This is a genomic window from Vibrio mimicus CAIM 602 (genome assembly GCF_000338875.1).
Classification (GTDB): Bacteria; Pseudomonadota; Gammaproteobacteria; order Enterobacterales; family Vibrionaceae; genus Vibrio; species Vibrio mimicus.
Genome location: NZ_AOMO01000066.1, coordinates 73,119 through 94,563 on the forward strand (window position 1 = coordinate 73,119; position 21,445 = coordinate 94,563).

Below are 21,445 nucleotides of genomic sequence, written 5' to 3' on the forward strand. Positions count from 1 at the left end.
TTTTATAAACGAAATTCCTCATAATCTAGCGTCAAAAGGAAGCCGTATTGGCACTAATGATTTTGGAGTAGATCAACATGAACCGAATTAAATCGACCTTAACCGCTTTGTTGCTGGCAGGCTCATTCCAAGCTTCAGCCGCTGATCAAACCATTCTTAATTCATCTTATGACATCGCTCGTGAGTTGTTTGCGGCTTATAACCCAGTGTTTGCAGAACATTGGCAACAAAAAACAGGGAAGACGGTCGAAATTAAGCAATCGCATGCTGGCTCATCGGCTCAGGCTCGTTCTATTCTGCAAGGCTTAGCGGCTGATGTGGTGACGTTTAACCAAGTAACGGATGTGCAAATTTTGCACGACAAAGGCAAGTTGCTCCCAGAAAACTGGCAAACCTTGCTGCCTAACGCCAGTTCACCTTACTACTCAACCACGGCATTTTTAGTGCGTAAGGGGAACCCAAAGAACATCCAAGATTGGAATGATCTGGTGCGTGATGATGTGAAAAGTGTGTTCCCAAACCCGAAAACCTCAGGTAATGCTCGTTATACCTACCTTGCAGCGCTCGGCTATGCTCAAAAATCTTTTGGTAAAGATAACCAAGCTCAGCAAGATGAGTTTTTGAAAAAGTTTCTGGCTAACGTCGCGGTATTTGATACTGGCGGCCGTGGTGCAACCACTTCATTCGTTGAGCGTGGTATTGGCGATGTGCTGATCACGTTTGAATCTGAAGTGAATAACATTCGTCAACAATATGGTGTGGATGACTACCAAGTTGTGGTACCAAAAACCTCGATCTTGGCTGAGTTTCCTGTGGCTGTGGTTGAGAAAAACGCCAAACGTAATGGTACGACTGAAGTGGCAAACGAGTATGTTTCTTACCTGTATAGTGAGCCGGCACAGCGTCTATTGGCGAAGTTTAACTACCGTATTCACGATGCCAAAGTACAGGCAGAGTTTGCAGATCAATTCCCGACTGTTGAGTTGTTGACCGTTGAACAGATCATCGGTGATTGGGATCAAGCGATGAAAACTCAGTTCGCCAATGGCGCTAAGCTGGATCAACTGCAACGCCGCTAATCTTCTCTAGGTTGTCCAATGGATGGACAACCTTTGCTTTTCTTTGATGTATCGAAAGAGGTTTTATGGGTCAAACGCTTGCACACTCTCGCCCGCGCCAGCAACGGGTTTTACCCGGCTTCGCTTTGAGTTTGGGTGTCTCTTTGCTGTTTGTCAGCCTAATTCTGTTGTTGCCAGCAACCGGACTCATCATGCAAACCAGTAACATGACCTTTAGCGAATATTGGCAAGTGATTGCTGATCCTCGCGTGGTGGCGAGTTACAAAGTGACTGTTGGCTCGGCTTTAGTGGCTTCACTGTTTAATGGCTTATTTGGTTTGTTGCTTGCGTGGGTATTGGTGCGTTATAGCTTTCCTGGTAAGCGTATTCTGGATGCTTTAGTCGATCTTCCTTTTGCTCTACCTACTGCAGTTGCAGGGATTACCTTGGCAACGCTGTACTCTAGCAATGGCTGGATTGGTAGCGTACTCGCTGAGTTAGGAATCAAGGTCGCTTATACGCCACTGGGTATTATTGTCGCGATGGCTTTTACCAGCATTCCGTTTGTCGTTCGAACTGTTCAACCTGTTTTGGAAGAGATTTCCCGTGAGGAAGAAGAAGCAGGCATGACCTTGGGCGCTTCCGATGCCGCCGTGTTTTGGAGGGTGATTTTACCCTCATTAAAGCCTGCGTTATTGGTAGGAACTGCGTTGTCATTTACTCGCAGTTTAGGTGAATTCGGTGCGGTGATCTTCATCGCAGGCAACATGCCTTATATCAGTGAAATTACTTCACTGATGATCTTTGTTCGTCTGCAAGAGTTTGATTTCCCAGCCGCGAGTGCGATTGCTTCTGTTGTGCTGCTGACCTCACTCTTGTTACTGCTGATGATTAACCTTTGGCAAGGCGCTTATCTGCGTCGCATTCACGGACGATAAGGAATCAGTTTATGGCGCATTCTCAGCCTTTACGCGTAGGTGAAAAGCCGTGGGTGAAATGGAGTTTGATCTCATTGGCTCTGTTGTTGGTGGCAGTACTGCTGCTTATTCCACTGCTGAGTATTTTCCAACAAGCGTTTGCCAATGGTATCAGCGCTTATTTTAGTTACTTTAATGACCCCGATACGCGCCACGCGATTGGGTTAACGCTGGTGGTGGCTCTACTGACTGTGCCAATCAATCTAGTGTTTGGTGTTCTTTTGTCATGGTTGGTCACTCGTTTTGAATTTGTAGGCCGCAAATTTTTGATCACCTTGATTGATATTCCGTTTGCCGTTTCTCCGGTCGTTGCGGGTCTACTTTACCTGCTGCTCTACGGGACTAGTGGTTGGTTGGGTGAATGGTTGTATGAACGCGATCTGCAAATCATGTTTGCTTGGCCGGGAATTGTACTGGTTACAGTCTTTGTGACGTGTCCGTTTGTGGCGCGTGAGTTGATTCCATTGATGCAGCAGCAAGGACGTTCGGATGAAGAAGCCGCAGTGATTTTAGGTGCATCATGGTGGCAGTTGTTTCGTCGTGTCACACTGCCCAATATTAAATGGGCGCTGATTTATGGCGTGATCCTCACCAATGCCCGTGCAGTGGGGGAGTTTGGTGCGGTAGCGGTTGTTTCAGGCAACATTCGTGGTGAAACCAATACCTTACCTTTGCATGTACAGCTCTTGTACGAGGATTATCAGTCGCAAGCTGCCTTTGCTAGCGCTTCGCTACTGGCATTTATCGCACTATTAACACTATTACTGAAAGCTTTGGTCGAGTGGCGTCAAGAACGTCTTCAGGCGGTCGAGCATAATGAGCAGGGAACCTTATGAGCATTCGTCTAGATAATATCTCTAAACATTTCGGCCAATTTCAGGCGCTCGCCCCGCTTTCTCTCAAAATTGAAGATGGCGAAATGATTGGTTTGTTGGGGCCATCTGGCTCAGGAAAAACCACTTTGCTGCGTATTATTGCGGGGTTGGAAGGTGCGGATTCCGGCACAATCCATTTCCGTGATCGTGATGTGACCAATGTGCATGTGCGCGATCGCCGAGTCGGCTTTGTGTTTCAAAACTATGCGCTGTTTCGCCATATGACGGTGGCGGATAACGTGGCGTTTGGCTTGCAAGTGATGGATCGCGCTCAGCGCCCTAATTCAGCGGAAATTCAACGACGAGTAAAGCAACTGCTTGAAATCGTACAGCTTGGTCATTTAGCGCATCGTTATCCCGAGCAGCTTTCTGGTGGTCAAAAACAGCGTATTGCTCTAGCCCGTGCGCTGGCAACTCAACCGGAAGTATTGCTGTTGGATGAACCGTTTGGGGCTCTGGATGCCAAAGTGCGTAAAGAGCTGCGTCGTTGGTTACGTAGTCTGCATGACGAGTTGGGCTTTACCAGCGTATTTGTGACTCACGATCAGGATGAAGCGTTGGAATTGTCGGATCGCGTGGTAGTGATGAGTAATGGACGAATTGAGCAGATCGATTCGCCCGTTGAGCTTTACGCTCAGCCCAATAGCCGCTTTGTGTTTGATTTCTTCGGTAACGTCAATCAGTTTGCGGGCGAGTGGCAAAATGGCCAGTGGGTCAATGGTTCTGCTTTTATTCAGCCGCCAGAAAGTGAAGCTACGCGTCAAAGCGGTTTGCTCTATGTGCGTAGCATGAGTTGGCGCTTTCTGATAAAGAGAACAGCCAAGCTTCTTTACCGTTTGAAGTAGTCTCAATTAACCCGGTTGGGGCTGAAGTACGCGTTGAGTTAGCGCCCGTTGGCTGGCAAAGTGAAGAGCTGTGGGAAGCTAAACTCTCCCATCGCTCCCTAAGCGAAAGACGTTTGAACCGTGGCGATCAAGTCTTTGCGACACCTCAAGTCGGATATTTTTTTGCTAGTGAAGGGCAAAAAAGCCCAAGCGTACTGCGCTGGCCATTCTTGGCGCCGGGCAGTTTGATGTTTGAAATTTGATTGAGAAAGAGTGCCAAAGGGCACTTTTTCTGTTTGGGGTGATTGCAATTACAGCCTAATTCGGTAGTTTAGCCAGCAGTTTTAGCGAGCAAAATGCAATACAAATGAGAGGCTAGCGCATGAATACACTGCACTCCATGAGTCAACAGTTGGGGCTTTTATTGGCCAAGGAACAACAGATCCTGACTACTGCCGAATCTTGTACTGGTGGTGGTGTGGCTTATCTGGTGACTGAGATTGCGGGAAGTTCAGCATGGTTTGATCGCAGTTTCGTGACTTACAGTAATGAAGCGAAGCAAGAGATGCTCGGTGTTCGGCAAGCGACATTAGAAAAGTTTGGTGCTGTGTCCGAACCGACAGTCGAAGAGATGGCTGCTGGGGGCACTATTGCATTCACGCGCAACACTGTCTGTTGCAATCAGCGGCATTGCAGGCCCGGGTGGCGGCAGCGCAGAGAAGCCTGTCGGTACGGTCTGTTTTGGTTTTGCCAGTGTGCAAGGTTGGTTAAAAGTTGAAACATGTCATTTTGCAGGAGAGCGAGACAAAGTTCGTCAGCAAGCCATCGAACATGTGTTGCAAAACCTAATCCAGCACCTCACTTTGCGTGACGTTCAAAACGTTAACTGATACAAACTTTTTTCTATACAGGGGTGGACACTGTACAAATCAACAGTATAATGAGCCCCAATATGACAAATCAGCGTCGACCCGATTTCGACACAATTACCTATCACCTGAGAGTGACTATCCGGAGAGAGTAATGGACGAGAACAAACAGAAGGCACTAGCGGCCGCCCTCGGTCAAATTGAAAAGCAATTTGGTAAAGGTTCCATCATGCGCCTAGGCGACAACCGTGCCATGGACGTAGAAACCATTTCGACCGGTTCTCTATCTCTTGATATCGCTTTGGGAGCGGGTGGCCTGCCAATGGGACGTATCGTTGAGATCTTCGGCCCAGAATCTTCAGGTAAAACAACGTTAACTCTTGAGCTGATTGCCGCTGCGCAGCGTGAAGGTAAAACCTGTGCCTTTATCGATGCTGAGCACGCGCTGGATCCGGTTTATGCCAAGAAACTGGGTGTTAATATCGATGAGCTACTGGTTTCTCAGCCAGATACCGGCGAACAAGCACTAGAAATTTGTGATGCACTGGCTCGCTCTGGTGCGGTAGATGTGATTGTTGTCGACTCTGTTGCGGCTTTGACACCAAAAGCAGAAATTGAAGGCGAAATGGGCGACAGCCACATGGGTCTGCAAGCGCGTATGTTGTCGCAAGCGATGCGTAAACTGACGGGTAACCTGAAGCAATCCAACTGTATGTGTATCTTCATCAACCAAATTCGTATGAAGATTGGTGTGATGTTTGGTAACCCTGAAACCACAACGGGTGGTAACGCACTGAAATTCTATGCTTCTGTTCGTCTTGATATTCGTCGTACTGGCGCAATCAAAGAAGGCGAAGAAGTCGTGGGTAACGAAACCCGCATCAAAGTAGTGAAGAACAAGATTGCTGCACCGTTTAAAGAAGCCAACACTCAAATTATGTACGGCCAAGGTTTCAACCGCGAAGGTGAGTTGATCGATCTTGGTGTGAAACACAAAATGGTTGAAAAGTCAGGCGCTTGGTACAGCTACAACGGTGATAAAATCGGCCAAGGCAAAGCGAATGCATGCAAGTATCTGAAAGAAAATACAGAAATTGCTAAAACGCTAGATAAAAAACTGCGTGAAATGCTGCTTAACCCAGAGAACATGCAACTGACTGGTGAAACTTCTTCTGCCGCTGATGATGTAGAATTTGGCGCAGTACCAGAAGAGTTTTAATCGACTGGCTGAACTCAGAGAGTTTCAGCGTCTAAATATCGATTTTAATGAAGCCCTGCAATGCAGGGCTTCTTTTTGGCAACAAGTCGAGTGACTCCCAAAGGCCGAAATCTCGATAAATAGGAGAGAGTGTTGAATTTGGATTTAGCAGCTTGTCGACAAAGTGCCTTGCAACTACTTAGTCGTCGTGATCATAGCGAGTATGAGTTGCAACAAAAATTAGCGCTCAAAGGCCACCAAGCTGAAGTGATTGATGAGGTAGTGAAATACTGCTTAGAACTGGGATATTTGAGCGATGTTCGTTACGCAGCAAGTCAGGCTCGGCAAATGGTTCACAAAGGTTACGGTGAGCAGCGCTTGCGCCAGCAACTCAAAGAGAAGCGAGTCGCTGAAGACGTGATTGAGCAAGTGCTTGCGGAACAAACAATAGATTGGTTTGAGCTAGCTAAAGAAGTGGTACACAAGAAATTTAAAAGCGGCATCAGCCTTGAACGCTCACAATACGCCAAGCAAGTACGTTACTTGCAGTACCGTGGTTTCAACTTTGACCAAATACGATATGCACTTCAAGCCAGTGAGAGCGATGAGTAATCGCTTTCACCCCTCCACATTCCCCTTGTTAATCCCGATCTAGATTTTATGCATCTTAGTTGAGCTGTCGCTCGACACACATTCAGTTTGCGGAAGAGAAGAAACTAGGCGAACTCTTATCCTTGCTTTACAATAGCGCAAAATTCTAACTTGAGTATTTCAGGAAGAGCTGCATGTTTATGAGCACGGATGAGGTGCGCCGCGCGTTCCTCTCATTCTTTGAAAGCAAAGGTCACCAAATTGTAGAAAGTTCTTCTCTGGTGCCTGCTAACGATCCGACCCTGCTGTTTACCAACGCAGGGATGAACCAATTTAAAGACTGTTTCTTGGGCTTGGAAAAGCGCGCCTACACTCGTGCGACGACGGCTCAACGTTGTGTCCGCGCTGGCGGTAAGCACAACGACCTGGAAAACGTCGGTTTCACCGCGCGTCACCACACTTTCTTCGAAATGCTGGGTAACTTCAGCTTCGGTGACTATTTCAAAGAAGATGCGATCCAGTATGCATGGGAGTTTCTGACTGGCGTACTGCAACTGCCGAAAGAGCGCTTGCTTGTGACGGTTTATGAAACCGATGATGAAGCATTTGATATTTGGAATAAAAAAGTCGGCATTCCTGCGGATCGCATTATTCGTATTGGTGATAAAAAAGGTGGCAAGAAGTTCGACTCTGACAACTTCTGGCAGATGGGTGACACTGGTCCTTGCGGCCCATGTACCGAAATCTTCTATGACCACGGCGACCACATTTGGGGCGGACCTCCGGGTTCACCTGAAGAGGATGGCGATCGTTTCATCGAAATTTGGAACAACGTTTTCATGCAATTCAACCGTCATGCTGATGGCACGATGGAGCCGTTACCTAAGCCGTCTGTAGATACGGGTATGGGTATTGAGCGTATCTCTGCGATCATGCAGGGTGTGCATTCAAACTACGAAATCGATGTATTCCAAACTCTGATCAAAGCGGCAGCTGACGCGATTGGTTACCAATATTTGACCAATCAATCACTGCGTGTTGTGGCTGACCACATTCGCTCTTGCGCATTTTTGATCGTTGATGGTGTGATGCCTTCTAACGAAGGTCGTGGTTATGTACTACGCCGCATCATCCGTCGTGCTGTCCGTCATGGTAACAAGCTGGGCGCACAGGGTGCTTTCTTCCACAAATTGGTAGGTCCATTGGCGGAAGTGATGGGCACTGCTGGTGTTGAGCTGAAGAAACAGCAAGCACTGGTTGAAAAAGTACTACGTATCGAAGAAGAGAACTTTGGTCGTACTCTTGATCGCGGTATGAGCATTCTGAATGAAGCTCTGGATCAATTGTCAGGTCAAATGCTAGATGGCGAAACCGTCTTTAAACTGTACGACACCTACGGCTTCCCAGCAGATTTAACCAATGATGTAGCGCGTGAGCGTGGCTTTAGCATTGATGAAACTGGCTTCGAACAAGCGATGGAAGAGCAGCGCCAACGTGCTCGTGAAGCAGGCCAGTTTGGTACTGACTATAACTCACTGATCAAGTCAGCAACCAATACTGAATTCTGTGGTTACACTGCTAGCCGTGGCCAAAGTGTGGTGCGTGAGATCTTTGTTGAAGGCGCGGAAGTTTCTGCACTTTCAGCGGGTGATAAAGCGATCATCGTATTGGACAATACCCCATTCTATGCTGAATCAGGCGGTCAATGTGGTGATACTGGCGTTTTGAAGACTGAAGCGGGTGTTTTCCATGTGGAAGATACTCACAAGTTGGGTAACGCGATTGCTCATCACGGCGTTTTAGCACAAGGCGTGTTAGCGAAAGGCGATCAAGTTGACGCGATTGTTGATGAACAGCGCCGTGCCGCGATTTCACTCAACCACTCAGCCACTCACTTGTTGCATGCAGCACTCCGTAAAGTGTTGGGTGAACATGTTGCACAGAAAGGCTCTCTGGTTCGTGCTGAAACACTGCGTTTTGACTTCTCACATCTGGAAGCGATGACCGCTGCAGAGATCAAAGAAGTTGAGCGTTTAGTGAACCAAGAAATTCGTCGTAACCACAGTATCGAAACCAACATCATGAATATTGATGAAGCGAAAGCGAAAGGTGCGATGGCTCTGTTTGGTGAGAAATATGACGACCAAGTTCGTGTGCTCTCGATGGGGAATTTCTCAACTGAACTGTGTGGTGGTATTCATGCGAGCAACACAGGTGATATTGGCCTGTTCAAAATCACCTCTGAAGGTGGTATCGCAGCAGGTATTCGCCGTATTGAAGCGGTGACTGGTGAAGGTGCGCTTGATTATATCGAAGCACAGCAAGCACAGCATGACGCCAAAGTTGTTGAGATGGCCGCTAAAGCCAAATTGCTAGAGAAAGAAATTCAGCAACTGAAAGATAAACTGGCCGCCAAAGAGAGTGCTGGTCTTATCAATCAAGTTAAGCAAATTTCTGGTGTGAATGTGTTGGTTGCGGAACTGAATGGCGCTGATAATAAAGCACTGCGCGGTATGGTTGACGATCTTAAAAATCAGCTAGGCAGTGGCATTATCATGCTGGGTAATGTTGCAGAAGGTAAAGTTGGTCTAATTGCTGGTGTGACTAGTGATTTAACCAACAAAGTGAAAGCCGGTGAGTTGGTGAATATGGTCGCTCTACAAGTCGGTGGCAAGGGCGGTGGTCGCCCTGATATGGCTCAAGCAGGAGGGACAGACGCTCACGCTCTGCCGTCTGCCTTAGAGTCAGTTGACGCTTGGATTACCGAGCGTCTATAACAGCGATAAATAGTTTACGCTCAATCAATATTTGTTGATTGAGCGTAACTTTATCTAGTCAACCAAGTGGTTTAATTGGCGCAAATATAGACTAAGCCAATTAGCCGCTTGGTTTTGTTTTAGTAACGATCAAATGTTGTCCGACAAATTAGTCAGATGGTTTTGATCCCAATAAGACTTTGGTCTTGGGAAGGTGAATACTGGTGAAAAAGCCCCTTATCGTGCAAAAGTTCGGCGGAACTTCGGTGGGTTCAATTGAAAGAATGCAAACCGTAGCCGAACACATCATTAAGGCGAAAAATGATGGCAATCAAGTTGTCGTAGTGGTCTCTGCCATGGCAGGGGAAACCAATCGACTGGTGGGTTTAGCTCAACAAGTAGATAGCGTGCCAAACGCTAGAGAACTTGATGTTTTGCTCTCTGCTGGTGAGCAAGTGTCTATGGCCTTAGTGGCAATGACACTGCACAAAATGGGCTATGCAGCCCGCTCACTAACCGGAGCTCAAGCGAACATTGTGACGGATAATCAACACAATGACGCGACGATTAAGCATATTGATACTCGAACGATTACTGAGCTACTAGAACAAGATTTCATTGTGATAGTCGCTGGTTTTCAAGGGATCAATGAAAATGGGGATATCACTACTTTAGGCCGTGGTGGTTCAGATACCAGTGCTGTGGCATTGGCTGGAGCCTTGAATGCCGACGAATGCCAAATATTTACGGATGTCGATGGTGTATATACTTGTGACCCACGCGTTGTGCCAACTGCTCGAAAATTGGATGTGATTGACTTCCCATCCATGGAAGAGATGGCGCGTAAAGGGGCAAAAGTGCTGCACTTGCCTTGCGTACAATATGCTTGGAAAAACGCAGTGCCATTACGTGTACTCTCAACCTTTGAAAAGAATCAAGGTAGCTTGATTAAGGGCGATACAAGTACGCACGCTGTATGCGGTATCGCAATTCAAAGAGACATGACTCTGGTTGCGGTAGCAAGCGAATCTTTGCTTGGCATTATCAAGCAGTGTCAAATGCTCGGTGTTGAAGTCTGCACTACACTGGAAGAGCCTGAAAATAGTGCACTGGTCATTAAGCGAGATGCTTATGCCAAGCTACAATTGGTCTGCGCCGATAAAATCCGTGGCTCAGAATCAATAAGCCTGATCACTAAGGTCGGTTTACAAGCTGGAGCACTCGTGACTCATGCTCGCACAACCTTAGCTGAACATGGCATCGGTGTGCGTTATGTCTCGGCCTCGGAACAATCATCTATGCTAATGTTGGATCCTGCAAATGTGGATCGTGCTGCTAATATTTTGCACGACACCTATGTGGCATCGGAAATCCCTCAAGAGTTTGGTGTAAAACAAACCTTTTTAGGTTAAACGGGCACCATTGAGAGTTTACGATGTCATAACTTTTGATGGATAATAGTGTGGTTGCAAGAAAATACAGAGATTACTCAAGGAGCTAAGAATGCTTATTTTGACTCGCCGCGTTGGCGAAACCCTGATGATCGGTGATGAAGTGACCGTGACAGTATTGGGCGTAAAAGGTAACCAAGTCCGTATCGGTGTAAATGCACCGAAAGAAGTGTCTGTGCACCGTGAAGAAATCTACATGCGCATTCAAGCTGAGAAAGGTAATGGTGGCGTTGCATCTGGCAACTACTAATTATCGAAGAAAGGTCGGCTGTTAAGGCCGACCTTTTTGTTTATCCCCGTGTTTTTATTTAGAAAGTGCAAATTCTCATCGCTTTGGTCAATTTGCCAACGGTTGAGTTGTTTTGCCGAGTTTTCTCCAAGAAAGTGTTTGACATATTTTTGGTAAATCGTAATATGTGCCTCCGCAAGACGGTGAGGTGGCCGAGAGGCTGAAGGCGCTCCCCTGCTAAGGAGTATACGGTTTATAGCCGTATCGAGGGTTCGAATCCCTCCTTCACCGCCATTTCTTGCAATGCTTATTTCGATAAGCCACAGCGCGTCCGTAGCTCAGCTGGATAGAGTACCTGGCTACGAACCAGGCGGTCAGAGGTTCGAATCCTCTCGGACGCGCCATATTCTTCTGGAATATGTAAGTGGTGAGGTGGCCGAGAGGCTGAAGGCGCTCCCCTGCTAAGGGAGTATACGGTTTATAGCCGTATCGAGGGTTCGAATCCCTCCCTCACCGCCATTTATTGGCCTATGGTCAATTTTTTTGTTCTAGAAGAAATTAATTGTGATATAGTTCACAACCTGCGCGCTCGTAGCTCAGCTGGATAGAGTACCTGGCTACGAACCAGGCGGTCAGAGGTTCGAATCCTCTCGAGCGCGCCATTATTTAAAACTCCTGAAGTTTCGGGAGTTGATTGTGAAAGCAATCAAAGCCTGCGCGTCCGTAGCTCAGCTGGATAGAGTACCTGGCTACGAACCAGGCGGTCAGAGGTTCGAATCCTCTCGGACGCGCCACTCTTATCTCGTCAAGAGAGAAGGGTAATACCCTGATACTGAATATTTCGGTATCGAATCATTAAAAAATTGCGCGCTCGTAGCTCAGCTGGATAGAGTACCTGGCTACGAACCAGGCGGTCAGAGGTTCGAATCCTCTCGAGCGCGCCATATTTTTAAGCCCTGCATGAGAATGCAGGGCCTTTTTACATCTCTCGATCATAATATTCACTCTTGATTTACAACTTGTTGTTTTTCTAAGAATATTTGCCGCTATATTAACCTCCTCGCAATTTTTACTCTTTTTTCGCAGTAACTTAATTGAAATGGATGAAAAAGTAGCCTCTTTTTGTTGTTCTTGAGCTTTTGAGGTAATTGGAACTGGTGGTTTATTGTTCCAGTTTGTGTTCGACCTAAAAGAGTGCTTGTAACCAAATTGACAATTATTGTTCAGTCGAGATAATCCCTGTTCTTCTGTGAGACGAACAAAAATTGTGCGTCGCATGAAGAATGTCAGGATGACACGCAAAGGAAGCAACATGACACATATTGGAAGTCTACTTATGGATGCCGCCACTCTGATGGTCACCGGAATGGCTGTGGTATTCCTATTTCTTACTCTTCTCGTTTATCTCGTTCGGCTAATGTCCCGTGTGATACCTCAAGAGGTACCTGAGGCGGCTGCAACGCCCAAGAAAAGTCAAAAAGTTCAACCAGCAACTGATTCAGTGAGCCCACAAGTCGTGGCGGCCATTTCTGCAGCGGTGCATCAGTACCGTACAGCGACAGTGAAACAGTAAGTCTGGATTACAAGGATTAAAAGGAGTTAATGAGCATGTCTAAACCACTAGCAATCACAGATGTGGTCCTTCGTGACGCCCATCAATCACTCTTTGCTACGCGTATGCGTATTGAAGATATGCTGCCGATTGCCGCTGAATTGGATAAGGTTGGTTACTGGTCTTTGGAAACTTGGGGCGGAGCAACATTTGATGCTTGTATTCGTTTCCTTGGCGAAGATCCGTGGGAACGCCTACGCGCTTTGAAAAAGGCTATGCCGAATACCCCGATGCAGATGTTACTGCGCGGGCAAAACTTGCTAGGTTATCGCCATTATGCTGATGACGTAGTAGAAAAGTTTGTTGAGCGTGCCCATGCCAATGGTATGGATGTATTCCGCATCTTTGATGCGATGAACGATGTACGCAATTTTGAAAAAGCCGTTAAAGCAACGATTGATGTTGGCGCGCATGCGCAAGGTACCCTCTCATACACCACGAGCCCGGTTCACAATACTCAAACATGGGTAGATTTGGCGAAACGCTTGGAAGATCTTGGCTGCCACTCCTTGTGTATCAAGGACATGTCTGGGCTACTAAAACCGTACGAAGCAGAAGAGTTAATCACACGCATCAAGCAATCTTGTGCCGTGCCTCTAGCTTTGCATTGCCATGCGACAACTGGACTCTCTACGGCAACAGCAGTTAAAGCGGTTGAAGCGGGTATTGATATCCTCGATACGGCGATTTCGTCGATGAGTCAAACGTATGGCCATACGCCAACGGAAACTGTGGTTGCAATGTTGCAAGGCACGCCTCGTGATACTCAGCTTAAACTTGAACAGTTAGAGCCTATTGCGGCGTACTTCCGTGAAGTACGCAAGAAATACGCGAAGTTTGAAGGTCAATTGAAAGGTGTTGATTCGCGGATCCTGATCGCGCAAGTGCCTGGTGGGATGCTGACAAATATGGAAAGTCAGTTGAAAGAGCAAGGCGCAGCACATCGAATTGATGAAGTGTTGGAAGAGATCCCACGTGTTCGTCAGGATCTTGGTTATATCCCATTAGTCACACCGACCTCCCAGATTGTTGGTACTCAGGCGGTCATTAACGTTTTAACTGGTGAGCGTTATAAGAGCATCACCAAAGAAACGGCCGGAGTGCTGAAAGGTGAATATGGCGCCACGCCAGCTAGCGTAAATGCACAGTTACAAGGTCGTGTTTTAGATGGTTCGCAAGCCATTACTTGCCGTCCTGCCGATCTACTGCAAGCTGAACTTGATCATTTGACCAAAGAATTGATCGAAAAAGCGAAGTCAGAAAACATCGCATTAGCGGATGAGCAAGTGGATGATGTACTGACTTATGCACTGTTCCCACAAGTTGGGCTGAAATTTCTGAAAAATCGCCATAACCCAGATGCGTTTGAGCCTGCTCCAGGTAAAGAACCGGCACCTGTTGCTGCACCTGTTCCAGTTGCAGCCCAAACAGCAGCAGGTATTGAGACTTACAGTGTGAAAGTGGATGGCGTTGTTTATGACGTTGAAGTTGGTCCACAAGGTCAACTGACATCCGTTGTGCCAGCAGCACAAAAAGCTGCCCCTCAAGCTGTCGCAGCTACAAATTCTCAATCAGCAGAAGCGGTTGCTGCGCCATTAGCGGGCACCATTTTCAAAATTGAAGTTGAGCAAGGCACTGAAGTTGCAGAAGGGGATGTGCTGATCGTTTTGGAAGCGATGAAAATGGAAACAGAAATCCGTGCCGCTCGTGGCGGGGTTGTCCATGAATTGCATGTGAAAGAAGGTGACAGCGTTCGAGTTGGCGCATCACTGTTAAGCTTGGCGTAAGGGAAAATCATGGACGGATTGATCACCTTATGGTCGGAAACGGGTATTGCCAACTTTGAGCTTGGACAGATCATTATGATCTTGGTGGGCTGTTTGCTGCTGTTTTTGGCTATTCGTAAAGGCTTTGAACCTCTGCTTCTATTGCCGATTGGTTTCGGTGCTGTATTGGCGAATATCCCCAATGCAGGTTTTACCGAACCAGGCGGTTTGCTGTATTACGTGTACCACATAGGTATTGAGTCGGGTGTTTTCCCACTGCTGATTTTTATGGGCGTGGGAGCAATGACTGACTTTGGCGCATTGATTGCTAACCCGAAAACCTTATGGTTGGGAGCGGCTGCACAGCTAGGTATTTTCGCCACTTTATTTGGTGCGATTTTGCTGAACTTTGTACCGGGTATGGAGTTTTCCATGGCCGATGCATCATCCATTGCGATTATTGGTGGTGCGGATGGCCCAACGGCAATTTTCCTTGCCAGCCAGTTGTCTCCAGATCTACTGGGTGCAATTGCAGTAGCCGCATATAGCTATATGGCGCTAGTGCCGATTATTCAGCCGCCAATCATGAAAGCGTTAACCACTCCGGAAGAGCGCAAAATCAAAATGGCTCAACTACGTCATGTTGGAAAAACGGAGAAGATCGTTTTTCCTCTCGTAGTGTTATTGATGACTATTCTGTTTTTGCCAGCAGCAACACCTTTGGTGGGAATGTTCTGTTTGGGGAATTTGATGCGTGAAGCGGGAGTGGTGGATCGTTTGTCAAAAACCGCACAAAACGAGCTGATCAACATTGTGACCATCTTTCTTGGGTTGGGTGTCGGTTCAAAATTGCAGGCCGATACATTCCTCAACTTGGAAACCTTGGGTATTTTGGCGTTAGGCGCAGCGGCTTTCAGTATTGGTACTGCTGGCGGCGTTATCATGGCTAAAATTCTCAATAAGTTTTCTAAAGAAGACATCAACCCATTGATTGGTGCTGCTGGGGTTTCTGCAGTACCTATGGCGGCTCGTGTGGTGAACAAAGTTGGCTTAGAAGCGAATCCACAGAACTTTTTGCTGATGCATGCAATGGGACCAAACGTTGCTGGCGTTTTAGGTTCAGCCGTTGCTGCGGGCGTGTTGTTGGCCTTAGTTGGTTAATCTCTGCTCAAAATAGCAACGCAAAGTTAACGAGTTAAAAGAAATTGGTATATATTCAAAGGGATGCTTCGGCATCCCTTTTTTATTCGCGCGATAGGGATAGTGGAAATGGAAAACAAACAAATCGTCATTACCCAATTTGGTACACCGGAGGTGTTGGCTATACAAACTTCACCAATCCCAACGCCAAAACCGGGTGAGGTAGTCGTGAAAGTCGCTTTCGCTGGTGTGAACCCTATCGATGTGAAAACCCGAGCCGGTTTAGGCTGGGCGGCAGCACAAAACAAAGACAAGTTGCCGTGGACGCCGGGTTACGATATCTCCGGACGAGTTGTTGCTTTGGGGGAGGGCGTTACTCGCCTCAAAGAGCGTGATAACGTAGCCGGGTTTATTGGTTTTCCACTGCGTGGTGGTGGTTATAGTCAATATGTTTGTGTACCAGAACAAGAACTGAGTTTAGTGCCTGATGCGGTGACTTTAGAAGCTGCCGCAGCTTTACCCTTGGCGGGACAAACCGCGGCACAAGCACTAAGTAAAGCGCAAGTTCAGGAAGGTGAGCGAGTATTGATATTGGCAGGAGCAGGTGGTGTGGGTCATATCGCGGTACAAATCGCGCTTGCTGCCAAAGCGGAAGTGTTTACCACCTGTAGTGAAGCAAACTTAGATTATCTTGCGACCTTAGGCGCTCATGCGATTAACTACCAGTTTGCTCCCGTATCACAGCGTCTGGAAGAGGTGGATGTGCTGATTGATTTGGTTGGTGGAGATGCCGCATTAGACGCACTCAAATGCCTAAAAGACAATGCTCGAGTCATTACCGTACCTACTTTAACTGCCGAGTTGATCTGTGAAAAAGCGAAGTTACTGGGATTTGATGCAACAGGCATGTTAGTTGACCCAAATCCAGAGCAGCTCGATACCATGCTCTACATGGTTAGCGTAGGTTTGCTGAAATTAGAGATCCAGCAGATCTACCCGATGACAGAAGTGATATTGGCACATCAACAAATTGAATCTGGGCACACGCGGGGCAAGTTGCTTCTTGATATGAAATGCTAGAGTGGTTCAATGATTTTTTCCAACCACTGACCTCTCTATTAGCCGAATCGCCACTCACTTTGTTGTTTTGGAGTGGCTTTCTCAGTGCCACTTTACTGCCTGGTGGGTCTGAAGCGGCATTGCTGGCCAGTTTATCCCTTGCTCAGCACCCCGTTTGGTGGATAGTCACGGTTTCAACGGCAGGTAATACTTTAGGTGGCATGACCAATTATTGGTTAGGTTTATGGCTTCCACATCGAACTCATACGCAAAAACAAGGTCATAAAGCCAGACTCTGGTTGCAGCGTTATGGTTATTGGGCGCTGCTAGGCAGCTGGTTGCCCATTATTGGCGATCCGCTCTGTTTAGCGGCAGGTTGGCTACGTTTGAAGGCGTTTCCTGCATTTTTAATGATTTTAGTTGGTAAGGCGCTGCGCTATACATTGCTCGCCGCACTCTATTACGGTTTGTTTTAAGGAGATGTAATGAGAAAAATCGGGTTGTATGGATTTTCTCTGTGGTTATTGGTCGGATGCAGTGCTTCTGACTCATCGCTACCTCTGTTTTCTTCTCTGCCGAAAGGCGTCACCTTAGTTGAAGAAGTGCCTGCAGTGCCGGGCAAGGTGATGATTCCTTATTCCAAATATCGCCTCGATAATGGCCTGACAGTGATCCTTTCACCTGACAAGTCAGATCCTCTTGTACATCTCGATGTGACTTATCATGTCGGTTCCGCTCGTGAAGAGATTGGTAAATCAGGTTTTGCGCATTTCTTTGAGCACATGATGTTTCAAGGATCTAAACATGTCGGTGATCAGCAACATTTCCGTTTGATTACTGAAGCAGGAGGTTCATTGAATGGAACCACGAACCGCGATCGCACCAATTATTTTGAAACGGTTCCAGCCAACCAATTGGAAAAAATGTTATGGCTAGAATCGGATCGGATGGGCTTTTTGCTCGATGCCGTATCGCAGCGTAAATTTGAGATCCAACGCGACACAGTAAAAAATGAGCGAGCTCAGAATTACGATAATCGTCCTTATGGTTTGATGTGGGAGAAAATGGGTGAGGCGCTTTATCCTGAAGGCCATCCTTATTCTTGGCAAACTATTGGCTATGTCAGTGATTTAGATCGTGTAGATGTGAATGATCTGAAAGCCTTTTTCTTACGCTGGTATGGCCCGAACAATGCGGTGTTAACCATAGGTGGTGATCTAGATGTTCAGCAGACTTTAACTTGGGTACAAAAATACTTCGGTTCGATTCCCAAAGGCCCAGAAGTTGTCGATGCACCTAAACAGCCTGCGCGTTTGACGGAAGATCGCTATATCACCTTAGAAGATCGTGTGCAGCAGCCGATGCTGCTGATCGGATGGCCGACTCAGTATTTAGGCTCGGATGATGAAGTGGCGCTTGATGCTCTGGCAAGCGTATTGGGCAGCGGCAATAACAGCTTCTTGTACCAAGAGTTAGTCAAAACACAAAAGGCAGTCGATGCTGGCGCATTCCAAGATTGCGCGGAGCTTGCCTGTACGTTTTATGTTTATGCCATGGCACCCTCTGGTTCGGAAGGAAAGTTAGCACCTCTCTACCAAGAGACAATGCAAGTGCTGGAGAAATTTAAGCAGCAAGGCGTTTCAGCACAACGCTTAGAACAAATCACTGGTTCAGAAGAAGCCAATGCAGTATTTGCATTAGAAAGTGTGAAAGGCAAGGTTACTCAATTGGCCGCCAATCAAACTTTCTTTGATAACCCCGATCGTATTGAAAGTCAGTTAGAAAAAATCCGTGCAGTGACGCCACAGTCGGTGCAGCAGGTGTTTACGCGTTATCTTGATAATCAGCCGAAAGTCACTTTAAGTGTGGTTGCTAAAGGCAAAACCGATTTTGCCGTTCGTCCAGCAACGTTCACCACGCCTGAACGCCAGTTGCCAGAGTACCAAAAAATTGGTGATGAACAGTTGGCCTATCGGGAAGTGAAAGATAATTTTGATCGTTCACAAATGCCACAAGTGGCCGAAGCTGTTCAGGCTCGTTCCCCTAAACTGTACGATGTCTATTTTGATAATGGTGCTCAGTTGCTGGGTACCCAGACCAGTGAAACCCCGACCGTACTGCTTGAAATCGAATTGCCTGCGGGTGAACGCCAAGTCACGGTAGGGAAAGAGGGACTCGCGAATTTAACCGCTAGCCTGTTGCAAGAAGGTAGCCAAAGCCGCAGTGCAGAAGAAATTCAAGCTCAGTTAGATAAGTTAGGCTCGAGTATTCAAGTGGCAGCGGGGTCTTATTCGACCAGCATAGTTGTATCGAGCTTGAAGAAAAACTTACCGGAAACGCTAAAAGTCGTGCAAGAGGTGCTTTTAACTCCGGCATTCAGTAAAAAAGATTTTTCTCGTTTACAGCAGCAAATGTTGCAAGGCTTGGTGTATCAACATCAGCAACCCAGTTGGTTAGCGTCGCAAGCAACTCGACAAGTTTTGTGGGGAGAGAGCTTATTTGCTCGCTCCGGTGATGGCACTCAAGCTTCCGTCTCTTCATTAACTCTCAAAGATGTAAAGCAGTTCTATCGTCAACATTACACGCCGCACGGAGCGCAAATTGCTGTTGTGGGTGATATCAGTGCGCGAGAAATTCGCCAGCAATTGCAGTTTATTGCCGATTGGAAAGGTGAAGCTGCTCCGTTGATAAACCCTCAAGTTGTGCCCAATTTAACGAAACAAAAAATCTATTTGGTGGATAAGCCAGGAGCACCACAAAGCATAGTGCGTATGGTGCGAAAAGGACTTCCATTTGATGCAACAGGTGAGCTTTATTTGACTCAGCTAGCGAACTTTAATTTGGCAGGAAACTTCAACAGTCGGATTAACCAAAATTTGCGTGAGGAGAAAGGCTACACCTATGGCGCAGGGAGCTATTTTGCTAGCAACCGTGAAATTGGTGCGATTGTCTTTAATGCGCCAGTGCGTGCGGATGTGACCATCGAAGCGATTCAAGAAATGATCAAAGAGATGCGTCATTTCAGCCAAGCTGGCATTACCGATGAAGAGATGAAATTTTTACGTCTCGCAGTCGGTCAACAAGATGCGCTGATGTACGAAACACCAGCGCAGAAAGCTCAGCTTGTTTCAAGTATTCTGACTTACAGCTTAGATCGTGACTATTTACAGCAGCGTAATGAGATAGTGAAAAGTGTCGATCGCGCAACACTTAACAAATTAGCTGCCAAATGGTTCAATCCAGATGATTATCAAATCATTGTTGTTGGTGATGCTAAACAACTTAAACCACAGTTGGAAAAGTTAGGCATCGCGCTAGAAGAGCTTGAAATCATCCGCTAGAGTACACATTTATTAATGGGGCGTTTTACGCCCCAAACTCGCTATGCTGCTTAGGCTATCAGCTTAAGAGGCGGCATTCGATTATAACCACCGACATAAGCGAAGCGTATTTTGAGTAAATTTGCCGAGCGACTAAAAACAGTTGCAGATAAACCAGAAGTATTTCAAAACTTTAGCCGTGGATTGGAGCGCGAATCTCTGCGTTACACGCCGGAAGGCGCGCTCACGCAGACGCCACACCCGAAAGAACTGGGAGCGGCATTAACCCACCGTTTGATCACGACTGATTTTGCGGAGTCCTTGCTCGAATTCATTACCCCAGTTTCCCACGATGTGGATACGCTCATCGCACAGATGTCGGATATTCATCATTTCGCACAGACCAAGCTTGGTGATGAAAAATTATGGCCACTATCTATGCCTTGCTACGTGGGTAGTGAAGAGGGCATAGAGCTGGCGCAATACGGCTCATCGAATACTGGGAAAATGAAAACCTTGTATCGTGAAGGCCTTAAACGTCGCTACGGCAGCCTGATGCAGATCATCTCTGGAGTGCATTTTAACTTTTCATTCCCTGATAGCTTTTGGGATGCACTGTATGGTGAGCAAGAGCAGCAAGCACGCCAAGTAAGCAAATCTGCTGCTTATTTTGGGGTGATTCGTAACTACTACCGCTTTGGTTGGTTGATCCCATATCTATTTGGCGCTTCACCAGCACTGTGTTCTTCCTTCTTGCAGGGTCGTAAAACCGACCTGCCTTTTGAGTCGATTGGTAAAACACTTTACCTGCCTTACGCAACTTCACTGCGTTTAAGTGATTTGGGTTATACCAACAGTGCGCAAAGTGTGCTGCAAATTGGTTTCAACAGCATTGAGCAATACCTGCAAGGGTTGAATGAAGCGATTCGTACACCATCGAAAGAGTTCGCCAAACTCGGAGTGAAAGTTGATGGTGAATATCGTCAGCTCAACAGCAATGTGCTGCAGATTGAAAACGAACTTTATGCGCCGATCCGTCCGAAACGCGTGACACAAAGTGGCGAACGCCCTTCGCAAGCTTTGGCTCGTGCTGGGGTTGAGTATATTGAAGTTCGCTCACTTGATGTGAACCCGTTTAGCCCAATCGGTATTACCGAAGATCAGGTGCGTTTCCTAGATCTGTTCTTGGCTTGGACGGCATTGTCGGATTCTGACCCTATGGATAGCTGTGAACTGGGATGTTGGCGTGACAACTGGCGCAAAGTTGTGCTGGAAGGTCGCAAGCCTGGCTTAGAGCTGCAAATTGGTTGTCATGGCGAAGTGCTGACTTTGCAAGCATGGGCGAAACGCGTATTTGCGGACTTGCGTATGATTGCTGAAATTATGGATGAAACACAAGGCAGCAGGGCATACCAAGAAGTGTGTGAAAAGCTGGAAAGCTGGATTGACAATCCTGAACTGACCTTATCAGCTCAAATCCTTGCTGAAATTAAACAGCACGGTGGCTTAGGTAAAACGGGTTGTGCACTGGGCAACGAGTATCGAGCCGCCAATTTACAGCATCAATACCAATTTTATTCACAAGAAGAAATGGAACAGGAAGTCCGTCGCTCGATAGAAGCTCAAGCACAGATTGAAGCGCAAGAAACGCTCAGCTTTGATGCTTACTTAACGCAGTATTTTGCGTACTTACAGGCGACGGTTTAACGTTAAGTCATCA

15 protein-coding genes, 6 tRNA genes and 2 pseudogenes are annotated in these 21,445 nt (G+C 47.0%); all 23 read left to right on the forward strand.

Going from position 1 to position 21,445, the window contains the following annotated elements; translation table 11 throughout:
• Positions 1-77: 77 nt before the first annotated feature.
• The 23 genes and pseudogenes from cysP to gshA all read left to right on the forward strand — a co-directional run bounded on the left by cysP (position 78) and on the right by gshA (position 21,432).
• Positions 78-1,079 carry a thiosulfate ABC transporter substrate-binding protein CysP gene (gene cysP / locus D908_RS03170; RefSeq protein WP_001079826.1) on the forward strand — a complete coding sequence of 334 codons (1,002 nt, stop codon included), beginning with the start codon at positions 78-80 and terminating at the stop codon, positions 1,077-1,079.
• 65 nt (positions 1,080-1,144) lie between these two features.
• Entirely contained in the window at positions 1,145-1,996 is an 852-nt protein-coding gene (gene cysT / locus D908_RS03165; protein WP_005526813.1) for a sulfate/thiosulfate ABC transporter permease CysT, read from the forward strand.
• 11 nt (positions 1,997-2,007) lie between these two features.
• On the forward strand, positions 2,008-2,871 hold the full coding sequence (gene cysW, locus D908_RS03160) for a sulfate ABC transporter permease subunit CysW (protein WP_000951364.1): 864 nt from the start codon (positions 2,008-2,010) through the stop codon (positions 2,869-2,871).
• Positions 2,868-3,997: pseudogene (locus D908_RS0119875) on the forward strand (sulfate/molybdate ABC transporter ATP-binding protein). Before cysW ends, D908_RS0119875 begins: the two are co-directional and overlap by 4 nt.
• A gap of 119 nt (positions 3,998-4,116) precedes the next feature.
• A pseudogene (gene pncC, locus D908_RS0119880) lies at positions 4,117-4,624 on the forward strand (nicotinamide-nucleotide amidase).
• A 133-nt stretch (positions 4,625-4,757) separates the two neighbouring features.
• Positions 4,758-5,822 (forward strand): recombinase RecA, encoded by a 1,065-nt coding sequence (recA, locus tag D908_RS03155; RefSeq protein ID WP_000344159.1) that lies wholly within the window; start codon positions 4,758-4,760, stop codon positions 5,820-5,822.
• A 132-nt stretch (positions 5,823-5,954) separates the two neighbouring features.
• A complete protein-coding gene (gene recX / locus D908_RS03150; protein WP_001046964.1) occupies positions 5,955-6,413 on the forward strand; it encodes a recombination regulator RecX in 459 nt (152 codons plus the stop codon).
• A gap of 173 nt (positions 6,414-6,586) precedes the next feature.
• Positions 6,587-9,169, forward strand: a complete 2,583-nt coding sequence (alaS, locus tag D908_RS03145) for an alanine--tRNA ligase (RefSeq protein WP_005526816.1) — start codon at positions 6,587-6,589, stop codon at positions 9,167-9,169.
• A gap of 203 nt (positions 9,170-9,372) precedes the next feature.
• Positions 9,373-10,560 carry an aspartate kinase gene (locus D908_RS03140; protein ID WP_005526818.1) on the forward strand — a complete coding sequence of 396 codons (1,188 nt, stop codon included), beginning with the start codon at positions 9,373-9,375 and terminating at the stop codon, positions 10,558-10,560.
• A 91-nt stretch (positions 10,561-10,651) separates the two neighbouring features.
• The gene (csrA, locus tag D908_RS03135) at positions 10,652-10,849 is read left to right on the forward strand and encodes a carbon storage regulator CsrA (protein WP_000906485.1); all 198 of its coding nucleotides are present in this window, start codon (positions 10,652-10,654) and stop codon (positions 10,847-10,849) included.
• Between the two features lie 181 nt (positions 10,850-11,030).
• Positions 11,031-11,122 (forward strand) — tRNA-OTHER (locus tag D908_RS03130).
• 33 nt (positions 11,123-11,155) lie between these two features.
• Positions 11,156-11,232: transfer RNA gene (locus D908_RS03125), tRNA-Arg, on the forward strand.
• Positions 11,233-11,254: 22 nt separating this feature from the next.
• Positions 11,255-11,347, forward strand: a tRNA-Ser gene (locus D908_RS03120).
• A gap of 66 nt (positions 11,348-11,413) precedes the next feature.
• Positions 11,414-11,490, forward strand: a tRNA-Arg gene (locus tag D908_RS03115).
• 55 nt (positions 11,491-11,545) lie between these two features.
• Positions 11,546-11,622: transfer RNA gene (locus D908_RS03110), tRNA-Arg, on the forward strand.
• Positions 11,623-11,695: 73 nt separating this feature from the next.
• Positions 11,696-11,772: transfer RNA gene (locus D908_RS03105), tRNA-Arg, on the forward strand.
• Between the two features lie 368 nt (positions 11,773-12,140).
• Positions 12,141-12,401, forward strand: a complete 261-nt coding sequence (locus D908_RS03100; RefSeq protein ID WP_005526820.1) for an oxaloacetate decarboxylase subunit gamma — start codon at positions 12,141-12,143, stop codon at positions 12,399-12,401.
• A 35-nt stretch (positions 12,402-12,436) separates the two neighbouring features.
• Entirely contained in the window at positions 12,437-14,227 is a 1,791-nt protein-coding gene (gene oadA, locus D908_RS03095; protein ID WP_005526821.1) for a sodium-extruding oxaloacetate decarboxylase subunit alpha, read from the forward strand.
• Positions 14,228-14,236: 9 nt separating this feature from the next.
• Positions 14,237-15,367 (forward strand): sodium ion-translocating decarboxylase subunit beta, encoded by a 1,131-nt coding sequence (locus D908_RS03090; protein WP_000348851.1) that lies wholly within the window; start codon positions 14,237-14,239, stop codon positions 15,365-15,367.
• A 108-nt stretch (positions 15,368-15,475) separates the two neighbouring features.
• Positions 15,476-16,426, forward strand: a complete 951-nt coding sequence (locus D908_RS03085) for an NADP-dependent oxidoreductase (protein ID WP_005526824.1) — start codon at positions 15,476-15,478, stop codon at positions 16,424-16,426.
• Entirely contained in the window at positions 16,420-16,881 is a 462-nt protein-coding gene (locus tag D908_RS03080) for a YqaA family protein (protein ID WP_005526826.1), read from the forward strand. Before D908_RS03085 ends, D908_RS03080 begins: the two co-directional genes overlap by 7 nt.
• Positions 16,882-16,890: 9 nt before the next feature.
• A complete protein-coding gene (locus D908_RS03075) occupies positions 16,891-19,746 on the forward strand; it encodes a M16 family metallopeptidase (protein ID WP_005526828.1) in 2,856 nt (951 codons plus the stop codon).
• Between the two features lie 111 nt (positions 19,747-19,857).
• Entirely contained in the window at positions 19,858-21,432 is a 1,575-nt protein-coding gene (gshA, locus tag D908_RS03070; RefSeq protein ID WP_005526829.1) for a glutamate--cysteine ligase, read from the forward strand.
• Positions 21,433-21,445: the final 13 nt, after the last annotated feature.

Bases quoted from the DNA above. Each gene is read 5' to 3' on its own strand.
- cysP (WP_001079826.1), top strand. From the start codon at position 78: ATGAACCGAATTAAATCGACCTTAACCGCTTTGTTGCTGGCAGGCTCA.
- cysT (WP_005526813.1), top strand. From the start codon at position 1,145: ATGGGTCAAACGCTTGCACACTCTCGCCCGCGCCAGCAACGGGTTTTA.
- cysW (WP_000951364.1), top strand. From the start codon at position 2,008: ATGGCGCATTCTCAGCCTTTACGCGTAGGTGAAAAGCCGTGGGTGAAA.
- recA (WP_000344159.1), top strand. From the start codon at position 4,758: ATGGACGAGAACAAACAGAAGGCACTAGCGGCCGCCCTCGGTCAAATT.
- alaS (WP_005526816.1), top strand. From the start codon at position 6,587: ATGTTTATGAGCACGGATGAGGTGCGCCGCGCGTTCCTCTCATTCTTT.
- csrA (WP_000906485.1), top strand. From the start codon at position 10,652: ATGCTTATTTTGACTCGCCGCGTTGGCGAAACCCTGATGATCGGTGAT.
- D908_RS03100 (WP_005526820.1), top strand. From the start codon at position 12,141: ATGACACATATTGGAAGTCTACTTATGGATGCCGCCACTCTGATGGTC.
- oadA (WP_005526821.1), top strand. From the start codon at position 12,437: ATGTCTAAACCACTAGCAATCACAGATGTGGTCCTTCGTGACGCCCAT.
- D908_RS03090 (WP_000348851.1), top strand. From the start codon at position 14,237: ATGGACGGATTGATCACCTTATGGTCGGAAACGGGTATTGCCAACTTT.
- D908_RS03085 (WP_005526824.1), top strand. From the start codon at position 15,476: ATGGAAAACAAACAAATCGTCATTACCCAATTTGGTACACCGGAGGTG.
- D908_RS03080 (WP_005526826.1), top strand. From the start codon at position 16,420: ATGCTAGAGTGGTTCAATGATTTTTTCCAACCACTGACCTCTCTATTA.
- D908_RS03075 (WP_005526828.1), top strand. From the start codon at position 16,891: ATGAGAAAAATCGGGTTGTATGGATTTTCTCTGTGGTTATTGGTCGGA.